The following is a 21,694-nucleotide window of genomic DNA, read 5'->3' as shown; positions in this document are numbered from 1 at the left end:
GAAGCGGACGCCGAAGCCGATGCCGATGCGGAAGCGGACGCCGAAGCCGATGCGGAAGCGGATGCCGAAGCGGATGCGGAAGCGGACGCCGAAGCCGATGCTGACGCTGATGCGGAAGCGGATGCGGAAGCCGATGCGGAAGCAGATGCCGAAGCGGATGCCGAAGCGGATGCGGAAGCGGATGCCGAGGCCGATGCGGAAGCGGATGCAGAATCAGATGCACAGTCTGACTCGGACTCCGAATCGTCTACAAGCTTTGATAATAACGAGATCTATGCAGATGCAGGTGGAAATACGCTCAGCACCGGCGATAATAATGTTGTCAATATGTACGACAGTGGAACACAACCAATTACGATGGCTATATCAACACTTGTTATGTTAGAAGCTCTGCAAAGCGGCCAAGGTTCTGTTGATACAGATGCGTTAATCTCCAAACTTACGAACTCGTTAAATTCACTATCACAAAATCAGCAGGTTAATCGTCAAATGATTAATGAGGTACTGCAATCTTTGAACAAAAAAGATAATTAATATAACGGGGGGATAACATGTCAAAAAAGAACGTCTCGCGCTGCGCCATACCTGTTAGAAATAACAAAAGATATGTCTATGTCAAAATGAAAAACAATAACGTACAACAAAAACCAAGGAAGCTTACAATAAAGGCTTATGATAAGGACTCAGAAACAAAAGAAGCATTGCCAATCTATTACAATGATCAATTAATTGAAACAGACACGCTAGCATTTGAAGAAGAGAAAATCTATAAAATCGATGTAGCCAATGTAAAACGTAAAGTCGTATTTGAAGCAACTCAATTTAAAGGTGGATCTGGTATGTCTGTCTCATCAAAGAATAAGGGAGCCGTTAACGCAGAAATTGGTATAAAATAATAAAGCTGGGCAGAAGAAGCTCAAGAGAGTAACTCTCTTGAGCTTCTTCGTGCCAAAACATGAAAAGGAACGTTGTTATATGTGGCTTTAGCGTCCAGCTGCTTTTTTTCGTTATTATTTTAGTTTGTCGCGGATGGTTTGAAACACATAATCAGCAGCATGATCATCAGCAGCACTTCGATAAATAGAATCGAGTTCATCTTGATTTCGTTTTGCTTTTTTCAAAAAAGTGACGCCCTTTTTCATATAACTTTTATATTTTATCGTCAGTTTCTGAATTGGTTTTTCATATTTTTCATCTGTTCCAGGCATGACGGTTTTTTCATATAAATCAATCACTTCATCCGTTTTTCGTTCTGGAAAATATTCATGAGGGTCGGTGCTGTCAAATACACAGAAGTCCAAATCTCTTACGACAATCATGTCAATGCTTTCCGGGTCAAATCCGCAGTGATACATCTCGACGTTGTATCCAAGCTCTTCACTAGCAGCCGCTAGTTTTTTCAAGAATGTAGACTTGCCGGTTCCAGCGCGCCCTTTTATAAAATATCGTTTTCCAACATCCTCTGTTATGTTAGGAATATAATCCATTACACCGTTAGGAGTGGAAGCGCCAAAAAATCGATGTTTAATAATGGGCGTTTGTCCAGTTGCTGTAACGTCAGCATGCAAGTAATGCTGCCAATCTTTAGCGAGCTGATTGGCTTTTGCAAAATCAAGATGACGGATATAAATGTCCTCTAAGTCATCATGAACAAATAAGCCCGTTTGAAAAGACGCCTGAGCAGCTGTAAGGGCTCGTGAAATACGTTGTTGATAACGGTGAATAGTGCGTTCTTTATCTTTCAAAGAAGAACGGTTCACGTATTGATTGGTATGAACGGTTTCTACGGCAGTATCTGCTGCCGTGATATCTGCACATTGGCTGTCATAGACACCTAATTGTAATTCGGGAACAATGACAGCATCCAGCCAGTCGTTGTGTGAAGAGGCATGTATCCATTCGACAGCATACCCTTGTTTGTTATGCTCTTCTGCAAATCGGGTCATGGCTTTTGTTTTGACAGAACGTAAAACACCATCGAGTTTCACAAGGCGGCGGACTTCCTGAAAATTAGAGTCATATAGTGTGTAAAATCCTTTCGCTGTGTGATCTCCAGCAAAGTAATGCCTGTTTTTACCCAACTCCAACACTCCCTGTAAACGGAATACCGTTCTTTCTACATTTACATTATGCAGTCTTGGTTTATAGGTGAATGTCTATTGGAGCTGCCTGTTATTCAGGTTGAGGCTCATGTTTATTTGTTGATTTCCAATTTTTCTCTTCGTCTGTTTCAACGACACCCAATGTCACATCATCAATATCTGGATCATTGAGGATATCGGTTCGCAGCTGCTTTTTAATATCTTCTGCCTTATCTAACGACAAGCCTTTTTCCAGTTCTACATATCCTTCGACATGGTATTGGCGTCCTTCTTGAAGAATTCTCATCGCTTGAATATCCCGGACTTGAGGGTGGTCTAAAATAAGTTGTGCAATTCGGTCAGTAATTTTATCAGGAGCCGCGACACCAATGAGTCCAATCGTGTTATCATAACCGAGCTTTAAGGCTATAATGACTAATAATATTCCGATTAACAGTGTACCGATACCGTCAAGGAAGTAATATCCCGTAAAATGAGCAAGAACGACAAACACCAGCGCTAAAAATGCCCCAAGCGTCGCGATGATATCTTCATAAAATACAAGCCGTGTTGGCGGAGCAGCGTATTCAATATTTTTAAAAGAAGTAGGAATAATTTGCAAGCCGGATGCGCTAGAGCGAGATTCTTTAATCACTTCTTTCATTGCTTTAATCAACACCGCTCCGTCAATAAGAACAGAAATAGCTAAAATAAGCACATTTAACCAAAAGTTGGTCGTTTCACTAGGGTTTCGAAAGGTTTCCCAGCCGGTTAAAATCGTTTCATAAGCCATAATAGAAACAATAATGACTGCAACTAAGACGAATAAATTGACAATCCGGCCAAACCCTGTTGGAAATCGTTTCGTCGGCTCTTTTTCAGCAAGAGCGCTGCCAAAAAAGACAAATCCCTGGTTCGTCGCATCGGCAAGTGAGTGCATCGCCGTTGCAAACATGGCACTGCTTCCGCTTACTGCAGCGGCAAAACCTTTAATGGAGGCTAATACAACATTTCCAAGAGCAGAGACAGCGGAAGACGTATTGCCTTGTTTGAGAAAATCTATGATACCCATGTATGATTCACTCCTATATGTCGAATGTATTTCTTAATATGGCTGAAATGAAACATAGCATGCTGATGTAATGAAATTTTCATTGGTCGGCTGCTTTTTTGCCAGCTTGACGAAGGGAGAAGCACATGTATAAAATATGACTATACATAACTGCCAAAGTGAAAACAGGGAGGAGTACTTTCATTGCCGCCTGTCCAGAGAGAAAAATCCTTGGCTGCGAGATTTTTCAGGTTCAATGCAAGGAATGTCGCCCTCGAGCAGCTTCCTTGAACATGTAGTAAAGGAAGACGGATGTGCCGTTATCACAGTAAGTGCATGCACGTAAAGGGGGAGGTGCCTTCTTTTTCGCTGCATGAAAAAAGGTGGTACCGCGAACCTCTCTTCGTCCTTTATTGAAAGGGAAGGGAGTTTTTTTAGGTTCTATAGCGTTTGCCTGGGTATCAGCTGTCTTGATTGAATGGTCCTTGCAGCTCGCTTGCCGCAGACAGCACTTTACGCTCAGCGCAGGAGGTTCCTTCTATGTACTCCAACGTTTACAGGAGAACCTTTTTATGCTTTAGAAAATCGAGTGTTGTGAAAGGAAGGGTAAGTAAAACGATGGCATCCGCCATAAGTGCTTGGCGGTAAACAGAGTTTGTCTAATGGATAAAACAATTACTTATATAAAAGGAGAGTGTAAGATGGAAAACAAAGAAACGACGATGCCGACAAAGTATGATCCAAAAGATACAGAGTCAAAATGGTACCCGTATTGGCTGGATGGTGATTATTTTAAAGCGGAAGGACAAGGCGAAAAAGATCCATATACCATTGTTATTCCGCCGCCAAACGTCACAGGGCGCTTGCACCTTGGACATGCCTGGGATACGACGCTGCAAGATATTATTTCGCGTGTGAAACGGATGCAAGGCTATGATATGTTGTGGCTTCCGGGAATGGATCATGCCGGTATTGCTACACAAGCAAAGGTAGAAGGCAAACTAAAAGAAGAAGGCATAACTCGTTATGAGCTTGGCCGTGAAAAGTTCTTAGAAAAGTCGTGGGAGTGGAAAGAAGAATACGCGGATTTTATCCGGCAGCAATGGGCAAAGCTGGGTCTTTCTTTAGATTATTCCAGAGAACGCTTTACACTTGACGACGGTCTGTCAAAAGCTGTTCGTGAAGTGTTTGTCACTCTCTATAATAAGGGGCTGATTTACCGCGGGGAGTACATTATTAATTGGGACCCTGAAACGCAGACAGCACTGTCGGATATTGAAGTGGAATATAAAGATGTACAAGGCCATTTTTATCATATGAAGTACCCGTTAAAAGACGAATCGGGGCATATTGAAGTGGCTACCACCCGCCCAGAAACGATGCTTGGGGACACAGCGGTTGCAGTACATCCCGATGATGAGCGTTACCAGCATTTGATCGGTAAAAAAGCGATTCTCCCAATCATCGGCCGCGAAATTGAAATTATTGCTGATGATTATGTTGACATGGAGTTTGGATCTGGCGCGGTAAAAATTACGCCAGCTCATGACCCGAATGACTTTGAAATGGGAAATCGTCATAACTTAGAGCGGATTCTTGTCATGGATGAGTCCGGTACCATGAATGAAAATGCCGGAAAATACCAAGGTTTGGACCGGTTTGCATGCCGGAAACAGCTTGTAAGTGATCTTCAGGAAGAAGGCATTCTCTTTAAGATTGAAGAGCATATGCATTCTGTTGGTCATTCAGAGCGCAGCGGTGCTGTGGTAGAACCGTATCTTTCCACACAGTGGTTTGTGAAAATGAAGCCTCTTGCAGAACAGGCAATTGCCCTGCAAAAACAAGAGAAAGGAAAGGTTCATTTTGTTCCCGATCGTTTTGAAAAGACGTATTTGCACTGGCTAGAGAATATTCGCGACTGGTGTATCTCCCGTCAGCTTTGGTGGGGACACCGCATTCCGGCCTGGTATCACAAAGAAACAGGAGAAGTGCACGTTGGACATGAAGCACCAGGAGATGCTGAAAACTGGGAACAAGATGAAGATGTGCTTGACACATGGTTCAGCTCGGCACTATGGCCGTTTTCCACCATGGGCTGGCCGGATACGAATGCATCCGATTATCAGCGCTTTTATCCGACCAATGTACTTGTCACTGGTTACGACATTATTTTCTTCTGGGTGTCGCGCATGATATTCCAAGGTCTTGAGTTTACAGGGGAACGTCCGTTTAATGATGTACTGATTCATGGGTTAGTACGTGATGCTGAGGGGCGGAAAATGAGTAAATCGCTCGGCAATGGCGTGGATCCAATGGATGTGATCGAAAAATATGGGGCTGATGCACTTCGTTTCTTCTTGGCTACTGGTACAACACCTGGAAATGACTTGCGTTTTCATTGGGAAAAAGTTGAAGCCAACTGGAATTTTGCCAATAAAATTTGGAATGCCTCTCGTTTTGCACTGATGAATATGAGCGATTTGACGCATGCTGACATTACGTTAGAAGGAGAAAAAACAATCGCTGATCGCTGGATTTTAACGCGCCTGCAAGAGACGGTTCGGGATGTAACCCGTTTAATGGACAATTATGAATTTGGTGAAGTCGGCAGATTATTGTATAACTTCATTTGGGATGATGTGTGCGACTGGTACATTGAAATGGCGAAGCTGCCGTTGTATGGTGAAGATGAACAGGCGAAACAAATGACACGTTCCGTACTGGCTTACGTGCTAGAGCACACCATGAGGCTGCTCCATCCAATTATGCCGTTTATTACAGAAGAAATTTGGCAGCACTTGCCGCATCAAGGAGATTCTATTACGATTGCTCCGTGGCCTAAAGCTGAAGATGCTTATATGGACCAAGAAGGAGTCAAAGATATGGAACTGCTAAAAAGTGTTATCCGCTCTGTCCGCAACACGCGTGCAGAAATGAATGTCGTACCAAGCAAACCAATTGAGCTGCAAATTCAAGCTGGCGATCAAAACATCTTAGATCAACTAGAGCGTGGCCGTGACTATGTAGAGCGTTTTTGTAATCCAGAAAAGCTTGTCATAAAAACAGATTTAGACGCTCCAGAAAAGTCAGTATCACAAGTAATTACGGGTGCGACACTGTATATGCCGTTAGCTGGCTTGATTAACATCGAAGAAGAAATCGAGCGTCTTCAAAAAGAAAAAGCAAAACTTGACAAAGAAGTGGAACGCGTGCAGAAAAAGCTTGCTAATGAAGGGTTTATCAATAAAGCACCAGAGCATGTAGTAGACGAAGAAAGACAGAAGGAAAAAGATTATCTTGAAAAGCGGGACACCGTGAAGGCTCGAATTCAAGAGCTGCAAGTGTAACATGAACAGTGAAAACTGTCTTGTGTGCGTCTTCTTGTCTTAACGAAAACCAGCAGCATACACTTTATTTTTTGGCTGCTTTCACCGCTTGTCCCCAAAGAAGCTCGTGTGTGTCAGCAGCTTCCATGATATGTCATTTCATTCTTCTATGAACAACAGCATCAGTTACAACACAAAAAAGGCTGTCTGCAAGGAGACATCCCTTCTAGACAGCCTTTATCCCATGTAGCAGAAAGGGGACTACCAATGGATACATACCAACAAGCACGGCAATGGCTTGAAGAATTTACAACGATGGATATTCGGCCCGGATTAGAACGCGTACAGATGATGCTTGAGGGGATGGGAAATCCTGAGCGCAAATTAAAAGGTATTCACGTTGGCGGAACGAACGGTAAAGGCTCTACGGTTGCCTTTTTACGCGAGCCTATGAAAGAAGCTGGAATTGTGTGCGGAACATTTACCTCTCCATATGTTTATGAATTTCGTGAAAGAATTGCAGTAAATGGGGAACCGATATCAGAAGAAGATTTTCGCGATTGCATCAAGGCGGTCAAACCGATTGCAGAAAGTGTGGCAAAAACTCCTTTTGGTACGCCGTCGCAGTTTGAAGTACTGACGGTGGCTGCTGCTCATTACTTTGCAACAAAAGCCTTTCCCGATCTTGTTATCTGGGAAGTAGGGCTTGGCGGCCGGCTGGATTCAACGAATGCTATGCATCCAATGGTTTCGGTAATCACCAATGTCGGCCATGACCACCAGCATATTTTAGGAGACACGTTAGAAGATGTCGCGCGTGAAAAAGCAGGAATTATTAAGTCGGGTGTTCCAGTGATTACTTGTGAAACCAATCAGCCTGTTTTTTCTGTTATTGAAGAGACAGCCCGCGACAAACGTACGAAAGTATATCAAATCACAAGAGACTTTCACACAAAGGGTGAAGAGATTCATGAAAACGGGTGGTCGTTTTCTTTTGCATCGGTGCTAAATAGTATAGAAAACGTAGAAATTTCCATGCTTGGCCGTCATCAAATGAAAAACGCAGCTGCTGCTTTAATGGTATTTCGTTATTTGATGATGTACTATGCGCTGCCAGTCGAACAAGAGCATATTAAAACAGGATTAAAAAAGGCAGCATGGCCTGGAAGACTCCATTATCAAGCAGGGGAGCCGAGTGTGCTCATTGATGGCGCTCATAACAAAGAAAGTATGGAAAGCTTGGCAGAAGCGATCCAAGACCACTTTCCAACGCGGCGTCTTCACTTGATTGTTGGGATGACAAAAGAGAAAAAACCAGAAGAAATGTTGTCTCCATTTGAGGAGCTGCCTGTAGCATCTGTAAGCGCTGTGTCTTTTCCTTTTATGCGGGCAGCTAATGCTGAAACCATTGCAGAAAACAGTCCGTTAAAAGGCACACAGGCATACGAGGAGTGGAAGCAAGCGTATGAGGACGCGAACACCGCTGCTGATACCGGTGATCTCCTCGTGATTGCAGGTTCACTTTATTTTATATCTGATGTTATGAATGAGTTAGATGTATAACCGGATGCACTATACTCCACGCATGAGGAATGTTAATAACATTCCTCATGCGTTTTTTATGAGATAAGGATAGGGCGGGGAAGACGCGCTGTGGACTTGATGAATGGATGGCTGTTTAGGTTTTAAGTCTTATCATTGTTTGTTTCCTGGGGGTTGTTGTTTTTTCTTTGCTTCTTTATCTTGTTTAGCCATACACACATACGTGAAAAGAAGAAAGACGATAACGCATATCGAACTCACACGCTGCAGGATAGGTAGCCAGTCGATAATAATCACCTCGTTATATACGAATGTGCCAGAAGAGGAAATTTTATACGTTTTTCGTATGAGATGATTATCCCTTACACATAATATCGGCATGCTACTCTTTGTATGGAGGATATGTCATTTATGGATAATGTGATGCTCTCACGTATGTTATTTGGATCATCGATGGCTTTTCATATCATTTTTGCTACGTTAACAGTAGGGATGGCATTAATGATTTTTTTTGCTGAGATCATGAGGACAGTAAAAAAAGATGATGATTACGCCATCCTCGCAAAGCGTTGGACAAAAGGGCTGGCGATACTGCTTGGGGTGGCGATTCCAACTGGAACGATTGTTGCTGTTATGCTTTCGCTTTTATGGCCGGGATTTATGGAAGTAGTTGGTCAAGTTATTGCCCTTCCCTTTCAAATTGAAATTTTTGCGTTTTTCTTAGAATCACTTTTTTTAGCGATATACGTGTATGCGGCTTCTCGAATTAGTCCGCCGATGCGAATTGTGAGCACGTTTTTTGTAGCATTTGGAGCGGTGGCATCAGCCGTACTGATAACGAGTGCACATGCATGGATGAACACCCCGCAAGGTTTTGACATAGTGAATGGTGATATTGTAAACGTTGATCCGCTTGCAGCAGCGCTTACTCCAAGTTTTTTTGCGACATCTTTTCACGTAGTGAGCTCCGCTTATATGGCTGGAACATTTGTGCTGCTTGCGATTGCTGCGTATAAGCTTATGAATCCGCATTTGTCCCAAAGAGAAAAGCAGTACCATCAAAAAAGTTTCGGATTAACACTTGTGTTTGCATTTGTGATGTCGGTATGGACAGCATTTACAGGCCATGACACAACGGTAATGTTATATGAAGAAATACCTGTGAAGCTGGCAGCAGCGGAGGGGTTATTTGAGACGCAGTCAGAAGCCAGCTTAACGATTTTTGGGACTCCTAATCCTGAAGCCAACGAAGTAATTGGCGGAATTGAGATTCCTAAGATGCTCAGCTGGCTGGCAGACTATGACACAGATACAGTTATTCAAGGTTTAAATGATTTTCCCGAAGAGGAGTGGCCGCCATTGTTCGTTCATACGCTGTTTAATGTTATGGTCGCTATCGGATTTTTCCTTTTGGGAGTATCAGGACTAGGATTGTTGTTTTTCTATCTGTGGCGCAAACGCTCACGCCCTATGCCAAGATGGCTGCTTGGATTATGTGTGGCTGGCGGACCGCTTGCAATGGTAGGGATTGAGACAGGCTGGATTTTTAGTTGTACCGGAAGACAGCCGTGGACCATCTTTGGGGTGCAGACAACAGCAGAAGCTGCGACAGATTCTGGCAACTTAGGGATGATTTTTTTCTTTTTCGTTGTGCTCTATCTGGTTCTTCTCGTCATTACTGGATTTGTCATGTATTACTATTTTAAGCGAAATCCGCTGGCGCAGGATATATCGGCTTTTGAATCTGTCTAACTACATTATCATGAAAAGAAAGGAAGAGTATCTGTGGAGCCTGTGTATGTTGCGTTACTATTAATGTGGTTAATGTTGTTTACGTATGCGATTTTAGGTTCGATTGATTTTGGTACTGGATTTTGGGCTATGTATTATCAACGCAGACAAAATGACGAAGCAGCAAAAATCGCTAATAACTATCTGTCTCCTGGGTGGAAAGTGACGAACGTATTTTTTGTTTTGCTCGTTGTATCGTTTGTCGGCTTTTTTCCAGGAGCAGCCCCTACACTTGGCACATTAATGATTGTTCCTTTTTGTTTGGCGCTTTTACTGCTGACGATTCGAAGTGCATTTTTGGTTTTTGCTTACAGCACAGCGAAATATAAAGAAATGTTGACACTTGTATCTGGAATGAGCGGGTTGTTCATACCAGCTATTCTCGTGAGCATTCTTCCAGCGGCGATTGGCGGTTTTATTGAGTATGCTGCTGGGCAGCAGTATATTTTACTCAACGAGTTGTTTATCAGCCCGACTTTTTACACACATATTGGCTTTGGGCTGTGTACCGAGTTGTTTATTGCAGCACTGTTTTTAAGTGATTATGCAAGAGAAGGCGGACATATGGAAACCTATCGTGTTTACCGAAAAAACGCGGTATTTTTAGGACCGATCACGCTGGCTTTTGCAGTCGCGGTGATCTTCACATTGATTCCGGAAGCACCATGGATGTTTGAAAACTTTCTTGATGTATGGTGGATTTATACGATTTCCTTGCTTGCGTTTGCGATTGGCTATAGTGCGCTTTGGTGGCCGTCATCCAGAAACGGCAAAGGCCAGCCGCGTGCGAGTTTTCTGTTGATTGTATTACAGTTTGGCATCGCCAGTATTGCTTATGGTTCTGCGTTAATGCCGTACTTTTTGTATCCTGATTTAACAGTACATGATGCATTCACGAATGAAGCGATGTACCAATCCCTATTGATTGGATATATTATTGGAATGGCTATCTTAGTTCCAGTTTTTATCGGATATTGGCGGTTATTTCTAAAAGATAAACGCTATTTAACCAGTGCAGAAAAATAATACGATGTCATTAAAAGAAAAGGCGAGCCAAATAGTTTTCCAAACATGTAAAAAAATGGTAATATAAAGATGCTTCTCTTCCTTCTACTCTTCCTCTTTCACCATTTTTTCGATTTTTCCCGTTTTCCTAACTGTAAATATATGAATTATATAGAAAGGAAATAGAAAATGGAACTTGTTTGGGGTTTGTACGTTTTTACATGCGGATTGATCCTTGGCTCATTTTATCACGTAGCAGGGCTGCGCCTTCCGAAAAAACAGTCAATGTTATGGCCGCGTTCTCATTGTAGTTCTTGTAAAAAAACACTAAAGGCAATAGACCTTTTTCCTGTTCTCTCTTATTTGTTATTAAAAGGGAAATGCAGGCACTGCAGCCAACGTATTTCGTACACCTACCCGCTGGTTGAACTAGTCACAGCAATGCTTTTTTTAGGAGCTTGGCTTGCCTTTGGCTGGAGTTGGAACTTTGCTGTTTCTCTTTTGCTTATTTCAATGCTTATGATTATCATTGTAAGTGACCTTGCATATATGCTTATTCCGGATAAAGTGCTGCTGAGCTTTGCAGCAGCTGTGTTGCTGCTCCGAATAAGTGTACATCCTCTTGATCCGTGGTGGTCTGCACTTGCAGGAGGAGCAGCTGGATTTTTGCTGCTGTTTATGATAGCAGTTCTCAGTAAAGGCGGAATGGGAGGCGGAGATATTAAACTGTTTGGTGTGCTTGGTCTTTTCTTTGGTGTGCAGGAGGTTATACTCGTTTTCTTTTTGTCTGTCTTGTTTGGGGCATTGTTTGGGATGCTGGGATGGCTGGCGGGAAAAGTGAAAAAAGGCGTTCCGTTTGCATTTGGTCCTTATATTGCAATAGCCAGCATGATTGCACTGTTTTTTGGCAGCGATATGATTGATTGGTATATCTATTTGTCTGGAAAGTAGAGACACAGAAATATGACAATCTTTTTATGAACAAGGCGACAAAAGTCTTGTTCTTTTTTAATTGGGCTGTGCTAGGGTAATCGTAACGAATGCCGAAAGGAGAGCCTGCTTATGAAAGAAGACAAGCCCAAGGTCTCTATTAAAATGAATGGCAAGACGATAGAAGTGGAAAAAGAGGAGCCATCAAAGGAGAATGAGCGGGTAGAAGAGCCTTTACGTGCACAGGATATACCAGTGGCTGACTGGAAAGAAAAGCGAGTTGCAGAAGAAGAACAAGCAGCGTCTTATTCGAATGAAGACATGCCAAAACGGCCAAGTATTCCTTATAAAAAAATCAGAAAAAAAGCGAACCTTCCCAGAAAAAGTTATTATCACCGAAAAAAACAAAGAACGTATCCGCTCTATTTTATTTCGATTACAGCTGGTGCGATTGCGTTAGGATTGCTGTTTGGAATGGTGATGCTGCAGTTATTCTCAGAGGATCGTTCTTCCCCAACCAATGCAGCGTTTAATATGGAAGATGATCCACCGATTACCGCTGATTTTCCAGATAGTACAGCGCTTCACGTCTTACAGGCGGGAGCTTTCACACAAAAAGAAAAAGGTGTGGAAATGCAAGAGAATCTGCATGCTAAAGGGTATCCAGCGGTTTTAACACATGACGGCGACTATTATTATTTGTTTTCTGGTGTATCATTTCAGCAAGGTGCATTAGAAGAAGTCAAGCAGTTTTATGATCAAGAAGGACTAGAGGTATATGAAAAGTCACGAACTATTCCGGAGCCAGAGGAGCGGGAAGATAATACAGACACCTATGCTAATCTGCAGGCGAGCAAAGAAGTATTAACGGATGTGATGACAGCAGTGTTAGGCCAGGAGGCTCCAAACGAAGGATTGCTGCAGCGTATCGATGAATATTTAGCACAAACAGAGAGCTGGGAAGAAGATAATATATATGGACAGTTGCGGCAGGCCATAGCAGATATTAAAGAGGAATGGACAGAAAGTGAACAAGCCAACAGTGCTTTGTATGAATTGTTAATTGAATCTTCCCTCTATTATGAAGAAGCTGTCTATCACCATAATGAAACGGACGACCAGGTGAATACTGGTAACGAAGAAGAGTAAATAGTGCAGAAGAAGGCATGAAGAAAACAAGCAGGTTCTATCTTGTTCCGTCTGTAACATTCTGGTAAACTGAGCATACACCTTGTACAATGAAGACAATAAAATCTTATTGTAAAGGTGGTATTCCCTTCATGCCTTCCCTTCTTTTAGCTTCTCAATCTCCGCGAAGAAAACAATTATTGAAAGAATCTGGTTTTTCATTTGTAACACAAGCTAGTTATGTCAGCGAAGAGGTACCATCCGGTTTTTCCCCTGTACAAACAGTAGAAGAATTGGCACGGCGTAAAGCAGAGTCCGTATTTTGTAATCATCCTGATAAGCTTGTGATCGGAGCTGATACGGTCGTTGCTTGTGGTTCCGATATCTTAGGCAAACCCAAAACCAAAGAAGAAGCTAGACAGATGCTTTGCCAACTTTCTGCTGCCTCTCATGAAGTATACTCTGGTACAGCCCTTATTTCCAAACATGTCAAGAAAGTGTTTCACGTGAAAACAGAAGTGGTGTTTTATCCATTGGATGAAGCATTAGTGGAAGCCTATATCGCAACGGAGGAACCGTTTGATAAAGCAGGAGCATACGGCATACAAGGAAGAGGCCGTTTATTTGTCAAGAAGCTGAACGGTGATTATTTTAACGTTGTTGGACTGCCAATTGCCCGTGTAGCTCGGGAACTGGAACAGTGTGGTATTTATCCTGCCTTTTAGCAGTTGGCCGTAGAGTGAAAAAGAGGAGGCATTTTATTGAATGATACGGTGATGATGAAGGATATTCCCATCAGTGAACGTCCACGAGAAAAAATGATAAAAGAAGGTGCCGAACGTCTTTCTACTCAAGAGCTGATAGCGGTTTTGCTGCGAAGCGGAACGAAATCAGATTCCGTATTACAGCTTGCTCAACGTGTTTTGTATCATTATGATGGGTTAAAACGGCTCAAAGAAGCAACTGCTGAAGAACTGCAGCTGATTAATGGAATAGGAAAGGCGAAAGCATTGGAATTAAACGCAGCGCTTGAACTAGGCAGACGGATTTATACCTATCAAGAGGAAGAGCGTTACATTATCCGCACCCCGGAAGACGCTTCCAATTATGTTATGGAAGACATGCGTTTTTTAGCACAAGAACATTTTGTTGTGCTGTGCTTAAACACAAAAAATCAAGTCATTCACCGGCAAACATTGTTTATAGGGAGCTTGAATGCCAGCATTGTCCATCCACGTGAATTGTTTAAAGAAGCCCTGCGCCGAACAGCGGCTTCGGTTATTTGTCTGCATAATCATCCTTCAGGCGATCCATCTCCAAGCAGTGAAGACATAGAGGTGACTAAACGACTGATCGAATGCGGCCGTATCTTAGGAATTGAAGTGTTAGACCACGTCATTATCGGTGACCGGGAATATATCAGTTTAAAAGAAAAAGGCTATATCTAAAAGGAAAGCTAGATATTTCTATGCATCGGCTTCGTTATTACTTTATCCTTGCTGAATGTCAAGAACTTTTATAAAATTATAAGGTTGAAACCATTATACTATTTCTTATGAGTGAACCGTCTCACATGCCGTTGTTGTTTTGTGCTTGTTATTGACGGCCGTTGTTTGTGAACGCAGTGTCTGCTTTTCTTCGCACAGCTGCTGCTTTCCAGCAAAATGCTTCATCTGTCGCTTGTTACGTACACAATGGCTATGTTTTTAACGGCATTCAGCTTGAAAACAGTCTGCTGAAAAAGCAAAGGAAATTTGTGAAAGAACTGGGAAACTCTATGTTTTTCAGACTGATTTCAGTATAATATGGCATAGTGGGCATTTTTTCTGCGTATAATGAAAGGTCTTTATTCAATCAGGCTGATATAAGGAGGGAGCTTCCCTCTGAAATAATGGAGATAACGGGAGATAAAGAAGATCCATTGAAGGATGAAGGGAGATACATAGATGTTAGGTGGTTTTTCAAAAGATCTTGGAATCGATTTAGGGACGGCTAATACACTGGTATATGTAAAAGGCAAAGGTGTCGTCGTCCGAGAGCCTTCGGTTGTAGCGATGAGAACGGATGCTGGAACGATTGAAGCTGTCGGAAACGACGCTAAAAACATGATCGGCAGAACACCGGGAAATATCGTAGCTGTGCGCCCAATGAAAGACGGTGTTATTGCTGATTTTGATACAACAGCCACAATGATGAAATATTTTATTGGCCAAGCACAAAAAAATCGCTCCATTTTCACACGGAAACCAAATGTTATGGTTTGTGTGCCATCTGGCATTACCGCTGTGGAAAAGCGTGCGGTTGAAGATGCGACCAAACAAGCTGGTGCACGCGAGGCTTATACGATTGAAGAGCCGTTTGCTGCGGCAATTGGTGCAGACCTGCCTGTGTGGGAACCAACAGGGAGTATGGTTGTTGATATTGGTGGAGGTACGACCGAAGTAGCAATTATTTCTCTTGGCGGCATTGTAACGAGCGAGTCCATTCGCGTGGCAGGCGATGAAATGGATGAAGCCATTATCAGCTATATTAAAAAAACATACAATCTAATGATTGGAGAGCGAACAGCTGAGTCGCTGAAAATGGAGATTGGCTCAGCTGGAAGCGCAGAAGGAATTGATGATATGGAAATCAGAGGGCGAGATCTTGTTTCCGGCCTGCCGAAGACGGTTTCTGTAACTGCAGAAGAAGTGTCTGGGGCATTAGCTGATACTGTATCAACCATTATAGAAACGGTGAAAACGACGTTGGAGACAACCCCTCCGGAGCTGGCTGCTGACATTATGGACAGAGGTATCGTTTTAACGGGTGGCGGGGCTATTCTTCGCAATATTGATAAAGTATTAAGTGAAGAGACCAATATGCCGGTACTCGTTGCAGAAGAACCGCTTGATTGTGTGGCACTTGGAACAGGCAGAGCATTAGAAAACCTTCATTTGTTTCGGTCAAAAGCGGGAATTACATCCCGGTCCAACCGGAATGCTTTGTAGGTTAGGTGTCTTGTATGCCGCATTTTTTTTCAAACAAGAAACTCATCGTTTTCATGGTTAGTATTATTGTATTGGTTGCGCTTATCGGCTTTTCGATGCGGGATAGAGATGCTGTTACTTGGCCCGAAAAATTTGTTCGCGATACGACAGGCATAGTACAGTCTATTTTTAGCCAGCCCGCTCATTTCGTGGCGGGTTTCTTTGGGGACATAAAAGACCATCTGCATGTTTATGAAGAAAACGAGCTGTTAAAGTCTCGCTTGGATGAGTATGCTTCTTTGGCAGCAGAACTTGAAAGTGTAAAACAAGAAAATGAAACGTTAAAAGACATCATTGAAGCCGATGAAAGTCTAACGGATTACGTGATGCGCCAAGCACTAGTGATCCACCGTTCTCCAGATCGCTGGACAGAAACAATCGGTATCAATAAAGGAGAACAAGACGGGGTGGAACAAGACATGGCTGTGGTGACTTCAGAAGGGCTGATTGGAAAAATACAAACGACTTCGGAATTTACATCCACGGTGCAATTATTGTCAGATGGCAACCGTACGAACCGTGTGTCTGCAATGGTCAACACCGATGATAAACCAGTGTATGCCTTTATCGAAGGCTGGGATGAGGAACGCGAAGGGCTGATGCTCCGTAAAATTGAATCAGAAGCTGAGATTGAGGAAGGGCAAACGGTGATGACTTCTGGATTAGGCGGTGTTTTTCCACGGGGGCTGGCCATTGGTGAAATAGTTGAAGTGGAGCCGGATGAATTTGGATTAACATACAATGCGTTAATTGAGCCGGCAGCTGACTTCTATAACATTGAACAAGTAAACGTGATAGAGCGTTCTATTGCCAGCTTAGATGAAGATTTACAGCTGGAAACAGAAGAAAATGAGGCAGGGGAAGGCACAGAGAATGGAGGATCTTCATGACACGTTTTCTCTTGCCAGCGGTTGTCTTTGTACTGTTTGTATTAGAGGGGACATGGTTTCAAATTTTTGTTCCTGCAATGGAAGAGCGTGATTATACGCTTGTTCCCCGTTTTGTTCTCATTGCCGTGGTATTGATTTCGATTTTTCGCGGTCCTGGTATTGGTGTGTTGTTTGGTGTTACGCTAGGAGTGCTGTATGACTTTGTTTATACGGACTTATTAGGCATCTATATGTTCAGTCTCGGGTTTGTCGCTTATATAAGCGCTTTTACTTATACAGCTGTGCGTATTAGTTATCTGTGGCAAATGGTGATTATTCTCAGCGCTATTTTTATCTTTGAGTGGATGACGTATGGACTTTATTATGTGATTGGTTATACCGATATGTTATTTGAAGATTTTTTCCTGATAAGGCTTGTGCCGTCCTGGATTTTAAATGGGGCAGCAGCACTTCTATTGTTATATCCATTTCAACGCTTGTTTCGAAAGTTAGATGAATATGAAGCACTTCAGCAGCGTTAATACGTAGAAGATTGCTGCATATAGCAGGATTTAGTGCCGCCTGTGTGGAAATACATTAGATCAGTTAAACTAGGTGATGATTATGGCTCAAGCTCTAGAGGTGAAGCAGATGAGTACGGAACCGTCCAAAAATTTGGTAACTATAAAAGGGACAAAAGATGGACTAACGGTTCTTTTAGATGATCAATGCTCGTTTGATGAGTTAATAAAAGAACTAAAAGAAAAAATGAAGAAAGATAAGCAAGTGTTTGGCAACGGCCCTGAAGTGGAAGTGAAAGTTGATGCAGGTTATCGCTATTTGCGTTCCCATCAAAAAGAACAGATTATTAACTTGCTCGAGGAAGCAGAACCAATCCTTGTCGGAGAGTTTCATTCGAAAGTAATTACTAGAGAACAGGCTGAACGTGAAAAAGAAGAAGGCGGATTAACGTCAGTCGCCAAAATAGTCCGGTCCGGACAAGTGCTGCGCATCCAAGGGGACGTACTTTTACTTGGTGATGTAAATCCAGGGGGAATCATTGAGGCTACCGGCAATGTCTATATTCTCGGCACTTTAAAAGGAACAGCAAGAGCGGGAATAGAAGGCAGCAAGAATGCGGTCGTGTGTGCGTCTGTTATGGCGCCGCACCAAATTTCCATATCGGATGCTATTTTTTACGCACCGGATCGTTACGAGAAAAAAGACCGCAAACCTCTATTTGAAGAACCTGTTTATGCATACATAGCGAATGAGGATGTAGAGATATCATTTGAAAAAGCAAGATTGTTGGGTCAATTTCTAAAGAAAACTGCAGCACAGAAAGAGAATTCCTTGAACACGTAATGAGACCGGTATGGAAGCTCTCTTGAGGTTTGGAAGGAGGAATTGCAGTGGGAGAGGCAATTGTTATAACATCTGGAAAAGGAGGAGTAGGAAAAACTACTACCTCAGCTAATATAGGCACTGCACTTGCTTTGCAAGAGAAAAAGGTTTGCTTAGTAGATACAGATATTGGTCTGCGTAACCTGGATGTCGTGATGGGACTTGATAACCGGATTATTTATGACCTTGTCGATGCTGCAGAAGGCAGGTGCCGCGTGCAGCAGGCATTGATTCGAGACAAGCGGTTTGACTGCCTGCATTTATTGCCAGCTGCGCAAACGAGTGATAAGTCAGCGGTTAACGCAGAACAGATGAAACAGATTATTAGTGAATTAAAGCCGGATTACGATTATGTCATTATCGACTGTCCCGCTGGTATCGAACAAGGTTACAAAAATGCTGTTTCGGGGGCAGATCAAGCGATTGTTGTCACCACGCCAGATATCGCAGCCGTTCGAGATGCTGATCGGATTGTCGGCTTGCTGGAACAAGAAGACATGTCCCCTCCAAGGCTTGTTGTGAACAGGGTAAGGCGGACACAGGAAGAAGATCTGCTCGATGTGGATGATGTGGTGGCCACGTTAGCGATTGACTTACTGGGAATTATTGTCGACGATGAAGAAGTATTGAAAGCATCGCACAAGGGCGAACCAATCGTGATGAATCCAAATAGTCAAGCGTCTCTTGGCTATCGTAATATTGCGAGAAGGATTCTTGGAGAGTCGGTCCCGCTTATGGCGATTGATCAAAAGAAAAGTTTATTTGCAAAAGTAAAGAGTATGCTGGGCTTAAAAGTATAAGAAAAAACGGAGGCTGTCTTGAAAAGGTTTTTACCCTTTTAGACAGCCTTTTTTGCATTGATAGGAAAGGTATAAAGGTTAGCGTTTTTTAGCCTCGCCCAAGTGTCCGAGCCGCCAAGGCGCGCACGACTTGGATCGGTTCAACGCCCGCCGCAGGACGTGTGCGTTCTTAGTAGAAGTTTCTTACAACAGTTCCTTCACCTTAGCCGAATTACCTTCTTTTAGGGTGCTTGAGCTTTTCTTATGCCGTGTCCTTTAGTTATATTTATTCATAGAAAGAAGGGAAGGTCAATGGTTTTCATGAGGGTTTGTTTATACGCAAGGAACGTATGTTACGAAGAAGCAGTATAATTTACGCGGAAGAAACGGTTATGGTATATTTAAGATATATCCTTACTTTTGAACGTCCTCTTATTCCTCGTATAACACGTCAAGGTACACTCGCTGGCGATATTCGTCTATCCCTTTGTATTTTTTAACGAAAAAACGTCTAAAATGCCAACAAATTGTCATAATGACAAATGGAGCCCTGTATTAGAGTTCTTGAAAAAGGAGGGAGAATCCTTGACGATTTCAGACAGTCACTATTTATCGGAAGAAGAGCGAAATAGAATTGACGAGCTCAAAGAAAAAGTAAAATACGCAAAAGATGATGATGATGTAAAACGATACACCACACAAATTACCTTAATTTATGAAAAAGCACGAGTACGGGAAGAAACCAGTCGCGCTTAACGTGATAAAGGACCATGCACGAATATTGGTGCACGGTCCTTTTTTAGGCTCTGCAATATATCATCATTTGCCCTTTTTGGTGTTGGATGGCTCTTCAAGATCGCTTGCTACAAATACGCCCTTTACTGCCCGAGACTCAACGAAAAGCTCGTTGAGTTTGATGTTCAGCTCGTGTTTCTCCCGCATGCGTTGTCTCGCCAAGCCTAACTAGAGGAACATAGGGTGTTTTTTAAGGTTGTGATGTGATGGTTGTTCTGCGTGGTATCGGTTGATACGGAATTAGACTGGTACGGTGTGGATGATTTGCATGAACGCGTTCTATCCACTTTGCTTCCTGCCGTGCACGCCCTTGTAAGATGGGATCTTCTACACGTGCAGCTAAAAAGCTGTGATTAATAACCCACCACGCGGGCTGGATATCCGCTCGTAATAAATCGGCTTCTAATCGTTCTGCCTCTAAAACTGGGGTTGTTTCCGGGAGTGTCATAATCAAGACAGATGTCTCCTGGCGATTCCGCAGGCGCGGCAGCAAACGTTTCACTTCGCTTGGAAGCTCCCCTTGAGAACGAAGCACCTCATGGTGAAACGACTGGGCAGCGTCAAGAAGCAGCAGCGTATGTCCAGTTGGTGCTGTATCCAATACGACAAATTCGCTTTTGGCACGTGCAGCTGTTTTAGCGAATGCATGGAAGATGGCAATTTCCTCCGTGCAAGGGGAATCCAAGTCCTCTTGTAAGTATAGAAGACTATCTTGGTCTAAATCATCCTGTACGTTTGACAAAACATCTTCTTTATATTTTGTTGTTTCAATGTCGGGGTCAATACTGCTGATAGTTAACAAAGCAGGGAGCTTTTTGTCTTTCAAGCTGTGCTGCAAGTGATTGGCAGGATCAGTGGTTGTTAAATGAACTGGAAATCCCCGCTCTGCCAGCTTTACTGCGATGAGTGCAGCCATGGATGTTTTGCCGACTCCGCCTTTGCCCATTGTCATGATGAAACGGGAGTCGCGTTGAATGAGATCATCAACGACTGTATCAACGCTAGGTAAATCAAGTACAGGTGGCAGGACAGCTTCTTGTTTCGCTTCCGCATTTGCTGTGTCCTGGTTTAGCAACAGACGCAGACCATCCATGCCTTCGATGTTGTATGGCAGTAAGGGGATGCGATACTGCTGCAGACCTTTCAATTCTTCTGGCATGTGGCGAATGGCTTCTTGCTGCTGATGGATATAGATTTCTGTGATAGAGTCAGTACTCATGGAACCAGGATGAACACCGTTTAACAGTAAAAATTGATTAGAAATGCCGAGTTCTTTTAGTTCTGCGCTGGCCCGTCCAGCCTCAGCCAGTGATGATTCCTCTGGCCTGGCTATTAAAAACAGTGATGTTAGCTGGCTGTCGGAGAGCGTACGGACGGTTTGCTGATACATTTTTTCTTTCTCTTGCAGTCCGCTGACCGGGCCGAGGCAGCTTGCACCGTGTGTACTTTGGTCTAAAAAGTCACTCCACGCGGTTGGCAGTTGCAGCAGCCGCAATGTATGCCCTGTCGGAGCTGTATCAAAAATAATAAAATCAAACATATTTTCTACATCAGGAGCAGCTAAGAGGCGAGTGAATTCATCAAATGCGGCGATTTCGACTGTACAAGCACCAGATAATTGTTCTTCCATGCTTTTGATAGCGGCATCCGGCAGTTTCCCGCGATACGGACCAACAACATTTTCTCTGTAAACGCGGGCGGCTTCTTCAGGATCAATATTTAACGCATATAATCCATTAATACCGGGAACCGGCGTTTGTTCGTTAGAAAGAGAGACATGAAAAACGTCTTGTAAGTTGGAAGCAGGGTCTGTACTGACGATAAGAACGCGACACCCACTCTCTGCAAGAGAAATCGCAGAAGCAGCTGCTGCCGATGTTTTTCCGGCTCCGCCTTTTCCGGTAAAGAATAAATGTTTTGTATGAGGAAGATGTTCTCGTTGAAATCGCATGTATATAAAGCTC

General features: G+C 43.1%; 19 protein-coding genes and 1 other annotated feature. Of the genes, 16 read left to right on the top strand and 3 right to left on the bottom strand.

The genetic code is table 11. The features are described from left to right. Together BLT18_RS18265 and BLT18_RS12505 are read left to right on the top strand one after the other, a co-directional pair. On the top strand, positions 1-534 hold a 534-nt coding region (locus BLT18_RS18265; RefSeq protein ID WP_175487499.1), incomplete at its 5' end, for a hypothetical protein. 17 nt (positions 535-551) lie between these two features. Beyond that, the gene (locus BLT18_RS12505) at positions 552-896 is read left to right on the top strand and encodes a hypothetical protein (RefSeq protein ID WP_091274587.1); all 345 of its coding nucleotides are present in this window, start codon (positions 552-554) and stop codon (positions 894-896) included. 114 nt (positions 897-1,010) lie between these two features. Here BLT18_RS12505 and BLT18_RS12500 read toward each other — a convergent pair whose 3' ends face one another. Continuing rightward, positions 1,011-2,081 (bottom strand): hypothetical protein, encoded by a 1,071-nt coding sequence (locus BLT18_RS12500; RefSeq protein WP_091274584.1) that lies wholly within the window; start codon positions 2,079-2,081, stop codon positions 1,011-1,013. A gap of 91 nt (positions 2,082-2,172) precedes the next feature. Then, positions 2,173-3,153, bottom strand: coding sequence for a cation diffusion facilitator family transporter (locus tag BLT18_RS12495; protein ID WP_091274581.1), 981 nt, complete (start codon positions 3,151-3,153; stop codon positions 2,173-2,175). A 152-nt stretch (positions 3,154-3,305) separates the two neighbouring features. Then, positions 3,306-3,546, top strand: a binding site (T-box leader). A gap of 287 nt (positions 3,547-3,833) precedes the next feature. Between BLT18_RS12495 and BLT18_RS12490 the strand changes: the two genes are divergently transcribed. The 14 genes from BLT18_RS12490 (at position 3,834) to BLT18_RS18260 (ending at position 19,691) form a co-directional block, all read left to right on the top strand. Continuing rightward, positions 3,834-6,479: a valine--tRNA ligase gene (locus BLT18_RS12490; RefSeq protein WP_091274579.1), complete on the top strand. Its 2,646-nt coding sequence runs from the start codon at positions 3,834-3,836 to the stop codon at positions 6,477-6,479. A 246-nt stretch (positions 6,480-6,725) separates the two neighbouring features. Beyond that, the gene (locus BLT18_RS12485; RefSeq protein WP_091274577.1) at positions 6,726-8,021 is read left to right on the top strand and encodes a bifunctional folylpolyglutamate synthase/dihydrofolate synthase; all 1,296 of its coding nucleotides are present in this window, start codon (positions 6,726-6,728) and stop codon (positions 8,019-8,021) included. A 390-nt stretch (positions 8,022-8,411) separates the two neighbouring features. Then, the gene (locus tag BLT18_RS12480; protein WP_091274574.1) at positions 8,412-9,752 is read left to right on the top strand and encodes a cytochrome ubiquinol oxidase subunit I; all 1,341 of its coding nucleotides are present in this window, start codon (positions 8,412-8,414) and stop codon (positions 9,750-9,752) included. A 33-nt stretch (positions 9,753-9,785) separates the two neighbouring features. Further along, on the top strand, positions 9,786-10,817 hold the full coding sequence (locus BLT18_RS12475) for a cytochrome d ubiquinol oxidase subunit II (RefSeq protein ID WP_091274571.1): 1,032 nt from the start codon (positions 9,786-9,788) through the stop codon (positions 10,815-10,817). 168 nt (positions 10,818-10,985) lie between these two features. Then, a complete protein-coding gene (locus BLT18_RS12470) occupies positions 10,986-11,747 on the top strand; it encodes a prepilin peptidase (RefSeq protein WP_091274568.1) in 762 nt (253 codons plus the stop codon). Positions 11,748-11,858: 111 nt separating this feature from the next. After that, a complete protein-coding gene (locus BLT18_RS12465) occupies positions 11,859-12,875 on the top strand; it encodes a hypothetical protein (protein ID WP_091274565.1) in 1,017 nt (338 codons plus the stop codon). A gap of 131 nt (positions 12,876-13,006) precedes the next feature. Further along, on the top strand, positions 13,007-13,579 hold the full coding sequence (locus tag BLT18_RS12460; protein ID WP_091274561.1) for a Maf family protein: 573 nt from the start codon (positions 13,007-13,009) through the stop codon (positions 13,577-13,579). A 51-nt stretch (positions 13,580-13,630) separates the two neighbouring features. Next, on the top strand, positions 13,631-14,302 hold the full coding sequence (gene radC, locus BLT18_RS12455; protein WP_091274608.1) for a RadC family protein: 672 nt from the start codon (positions 13,631-13,633) through the stop codon (positions 14,300-14,302). 498 nt (positions 14,303-14,800) lie between these two features. Further along, positions 14,801-15,844 (top strand): rod shape-determining protein, encoded by a 1,044-nt coding sequence (locus BLT18_RS12445; RefSeq protein WP_091274558.1) that lies wholly within the window; start codon positions 14,801-14,803, stop codon positions 15,842-15,844. A 14-nt stretch (positions 15,845-15,858) separates the two neighbouring features. After that, positions 15,859-16,773 (top strand): rod shape-determining protein MreC, encoded by a 915-nt coding sequence (gene mreC, locus BLT18_RS12440; protein ID WP_091274555.1) that lies wholly within the window; start codon positions 15,859-15,861, stop codon positions 16,771-16,773. Further along, the gene (gene mreD / locus BLT18_RS12435) at positions 16,770-17,294 is read left to right on the top strand and encodes a rod shape-determining protein MreD (RefSeq protein ID WP_091274552.1); all 525 of its coding nucleotides are present in this window, start codon (positions 16,770-16,772) and stop codon (positions 17,292-17,294) included. Before mreC ends, mreD begins: the two co-directional genes overlap by 4 nt. Before the next feature lie 109 nt (positions 17,295-17,403). Then, positions 17,404-18,117: a septum site-determining protein MinC gene (gene minC / locus BLT18_RS12430; protein WP_217635746.1), complete on the top strand. Its 714-nt coding sequence runs from the start codon at positions 17,404-17,406 to the stop codon at positions 18,115-18,117. 47 nt (positions 18,118-18,164) lie between these two features. After that, positions 18,165-18,956 carry a septum site-determining protein MinD gene (gene minD, locus BLT18_RS12425; RefSeq protein ID WP_091274543.1) on the top strand — a complete coding sequence of 264 codons (792 nt, stop codon included), beginning with the start codon at positions 18,165-18,167 and terminating at the stop codon, positions 18,954-18,956. Between the two features lie 564 nt (positions 18,957-19,520). Further along, the gene (locus BLT18_RS18260) at positions 19,521-19,691 is read left to right on the top strand and encodes a hypothetical protein (RefSeq protein WP_175487497.1); all 171 of its coding nucleotides are present in this window, start codon (positions 19,521-19,523) and stop codon (positions 19,689-19,691) included. Between the two features lie 229 nt (positions 19,692-19,920). Here the strand turns inward: BLT18_RS18260 and arsA are convergent, their stop codons facing one another. Beyond that, entirely contained in the window at positions 19,921-21,681 is a 1,761-nt protein-coding gene (arsA, locus tag BLT18_RS12420; protein WP_091274540.1) for an arsenical pump-driving ATPase, read from the bottom strand. Between the last annotated feature and the right edge of the window lie 13 nt (positions 21,682-21,694).

This window comes from Alteribacillus persepolensis, assembly GCF_900099605.1.
GTDB classification, from domain to species: Bacteria; Bacillota; Bacilli; order Bacillales; family Marinococcaceae; genus Alteribacillus; species Alteribacillus persepolensis.
Note: the sequence above shows the minus strand (reverse complement) of the source record. Positions and strands in the feature narration are given on the sequence as shown.

Bases quoted from the DNA above. Each gene is read 5' to 3' on its own strand.
- BLT18_RS12505 (WP_091274587.1), top strand. From the start codon at position 552: ATGTCAAAAAAGAACGTCTCGCGCTGCGCCATACCTGTTAGAAATAAC.
- BLT18_RS12495 (WP_091274581.1), bottom strand. From the start codon at position 3,153: ATGGGTATCATAGATTTTCTCAAACAAGGCAATACGTCTTCCGCTGTC.
- BLT18_RS12490 (WP_091274579.1), top strand. From the start codon at position 3,834: ATGGAAAACAAAGAAACGACGATGCCGACAAAGTATGATCCAAAAGAT.
- BLT18_RS12485 (WP_091274577.1), top strand. From the start codon at position 6,726: ATGGATACATACCAACAAGCACGGCAATGGCTTGAAGAATTTACAACG.
- BLT18_RS12480 (WP_091274574.1), top strand. From the start codon at position 8,412: ATGGATAATGTGATGCTCTCACGTATGTTATTTGGATCATCGATGGCT.
- BLT18_RS12470 (WP_091274568.1), top strand. From the start codon at position 10,986: ATGGAACTTGTTTGGGGTTTGTACGTTTTTACATGCGGATTGATCCTT.
- BLT18_RS12465 (WP_091274565.1), top strand. From the start codon at position 11,859: ATGAAAGAAGACAAGCCCAAGGTCTCTATTAAAATGAATGGCAAGACG.
- BLT18_RS12460 (WP_091274561.1), top strand. From the start codon at position 13,007: ATGCCTTCCCTTCTTTTAGCTTCTCAATCTCCGCGAAGAAAACAATTA.
- radC (WP_091274608.1), top strand. From the start codon at position 13,631: ATGATGAAGGATATTCCCATCAGTGAACGTCCACGAGAAAAAATGATA.
- BLT18_RS12445 (WP_091274558.1), top strand. From the start codon at position 14,801: ATGTTAGGTGGTTTTTCAAAAGATCTTGGAATCGATTTAGGGACGGCT.
- mreC (WP_091274555.1), top strand. From the start codon at position 15,859: ATGCCGCATTTTTTTTCAAACAAGAAACTCATCGTTTTCATGGTTAGT.
- mreD (WP_091274552.1), top strand. From the start codon at position 16,770: ATGACACGTTTTCTCTTGCCAGCGGTTGTCTTTGTACTGTTTGTATTA.
- minC (WP_217635746.1), top strand. From the start codon at position 17,404: ATGAGTACGGAACCGTCCAAAAATTTGGTAACTATAAAAGGGACAAAA.
- arsA (WP_091274540.1), bottom strand. From the start codon at position 21,681: ATGCGATTTCAACGAGAACATCTTCCTCATACAAAACATTTATTCTTT.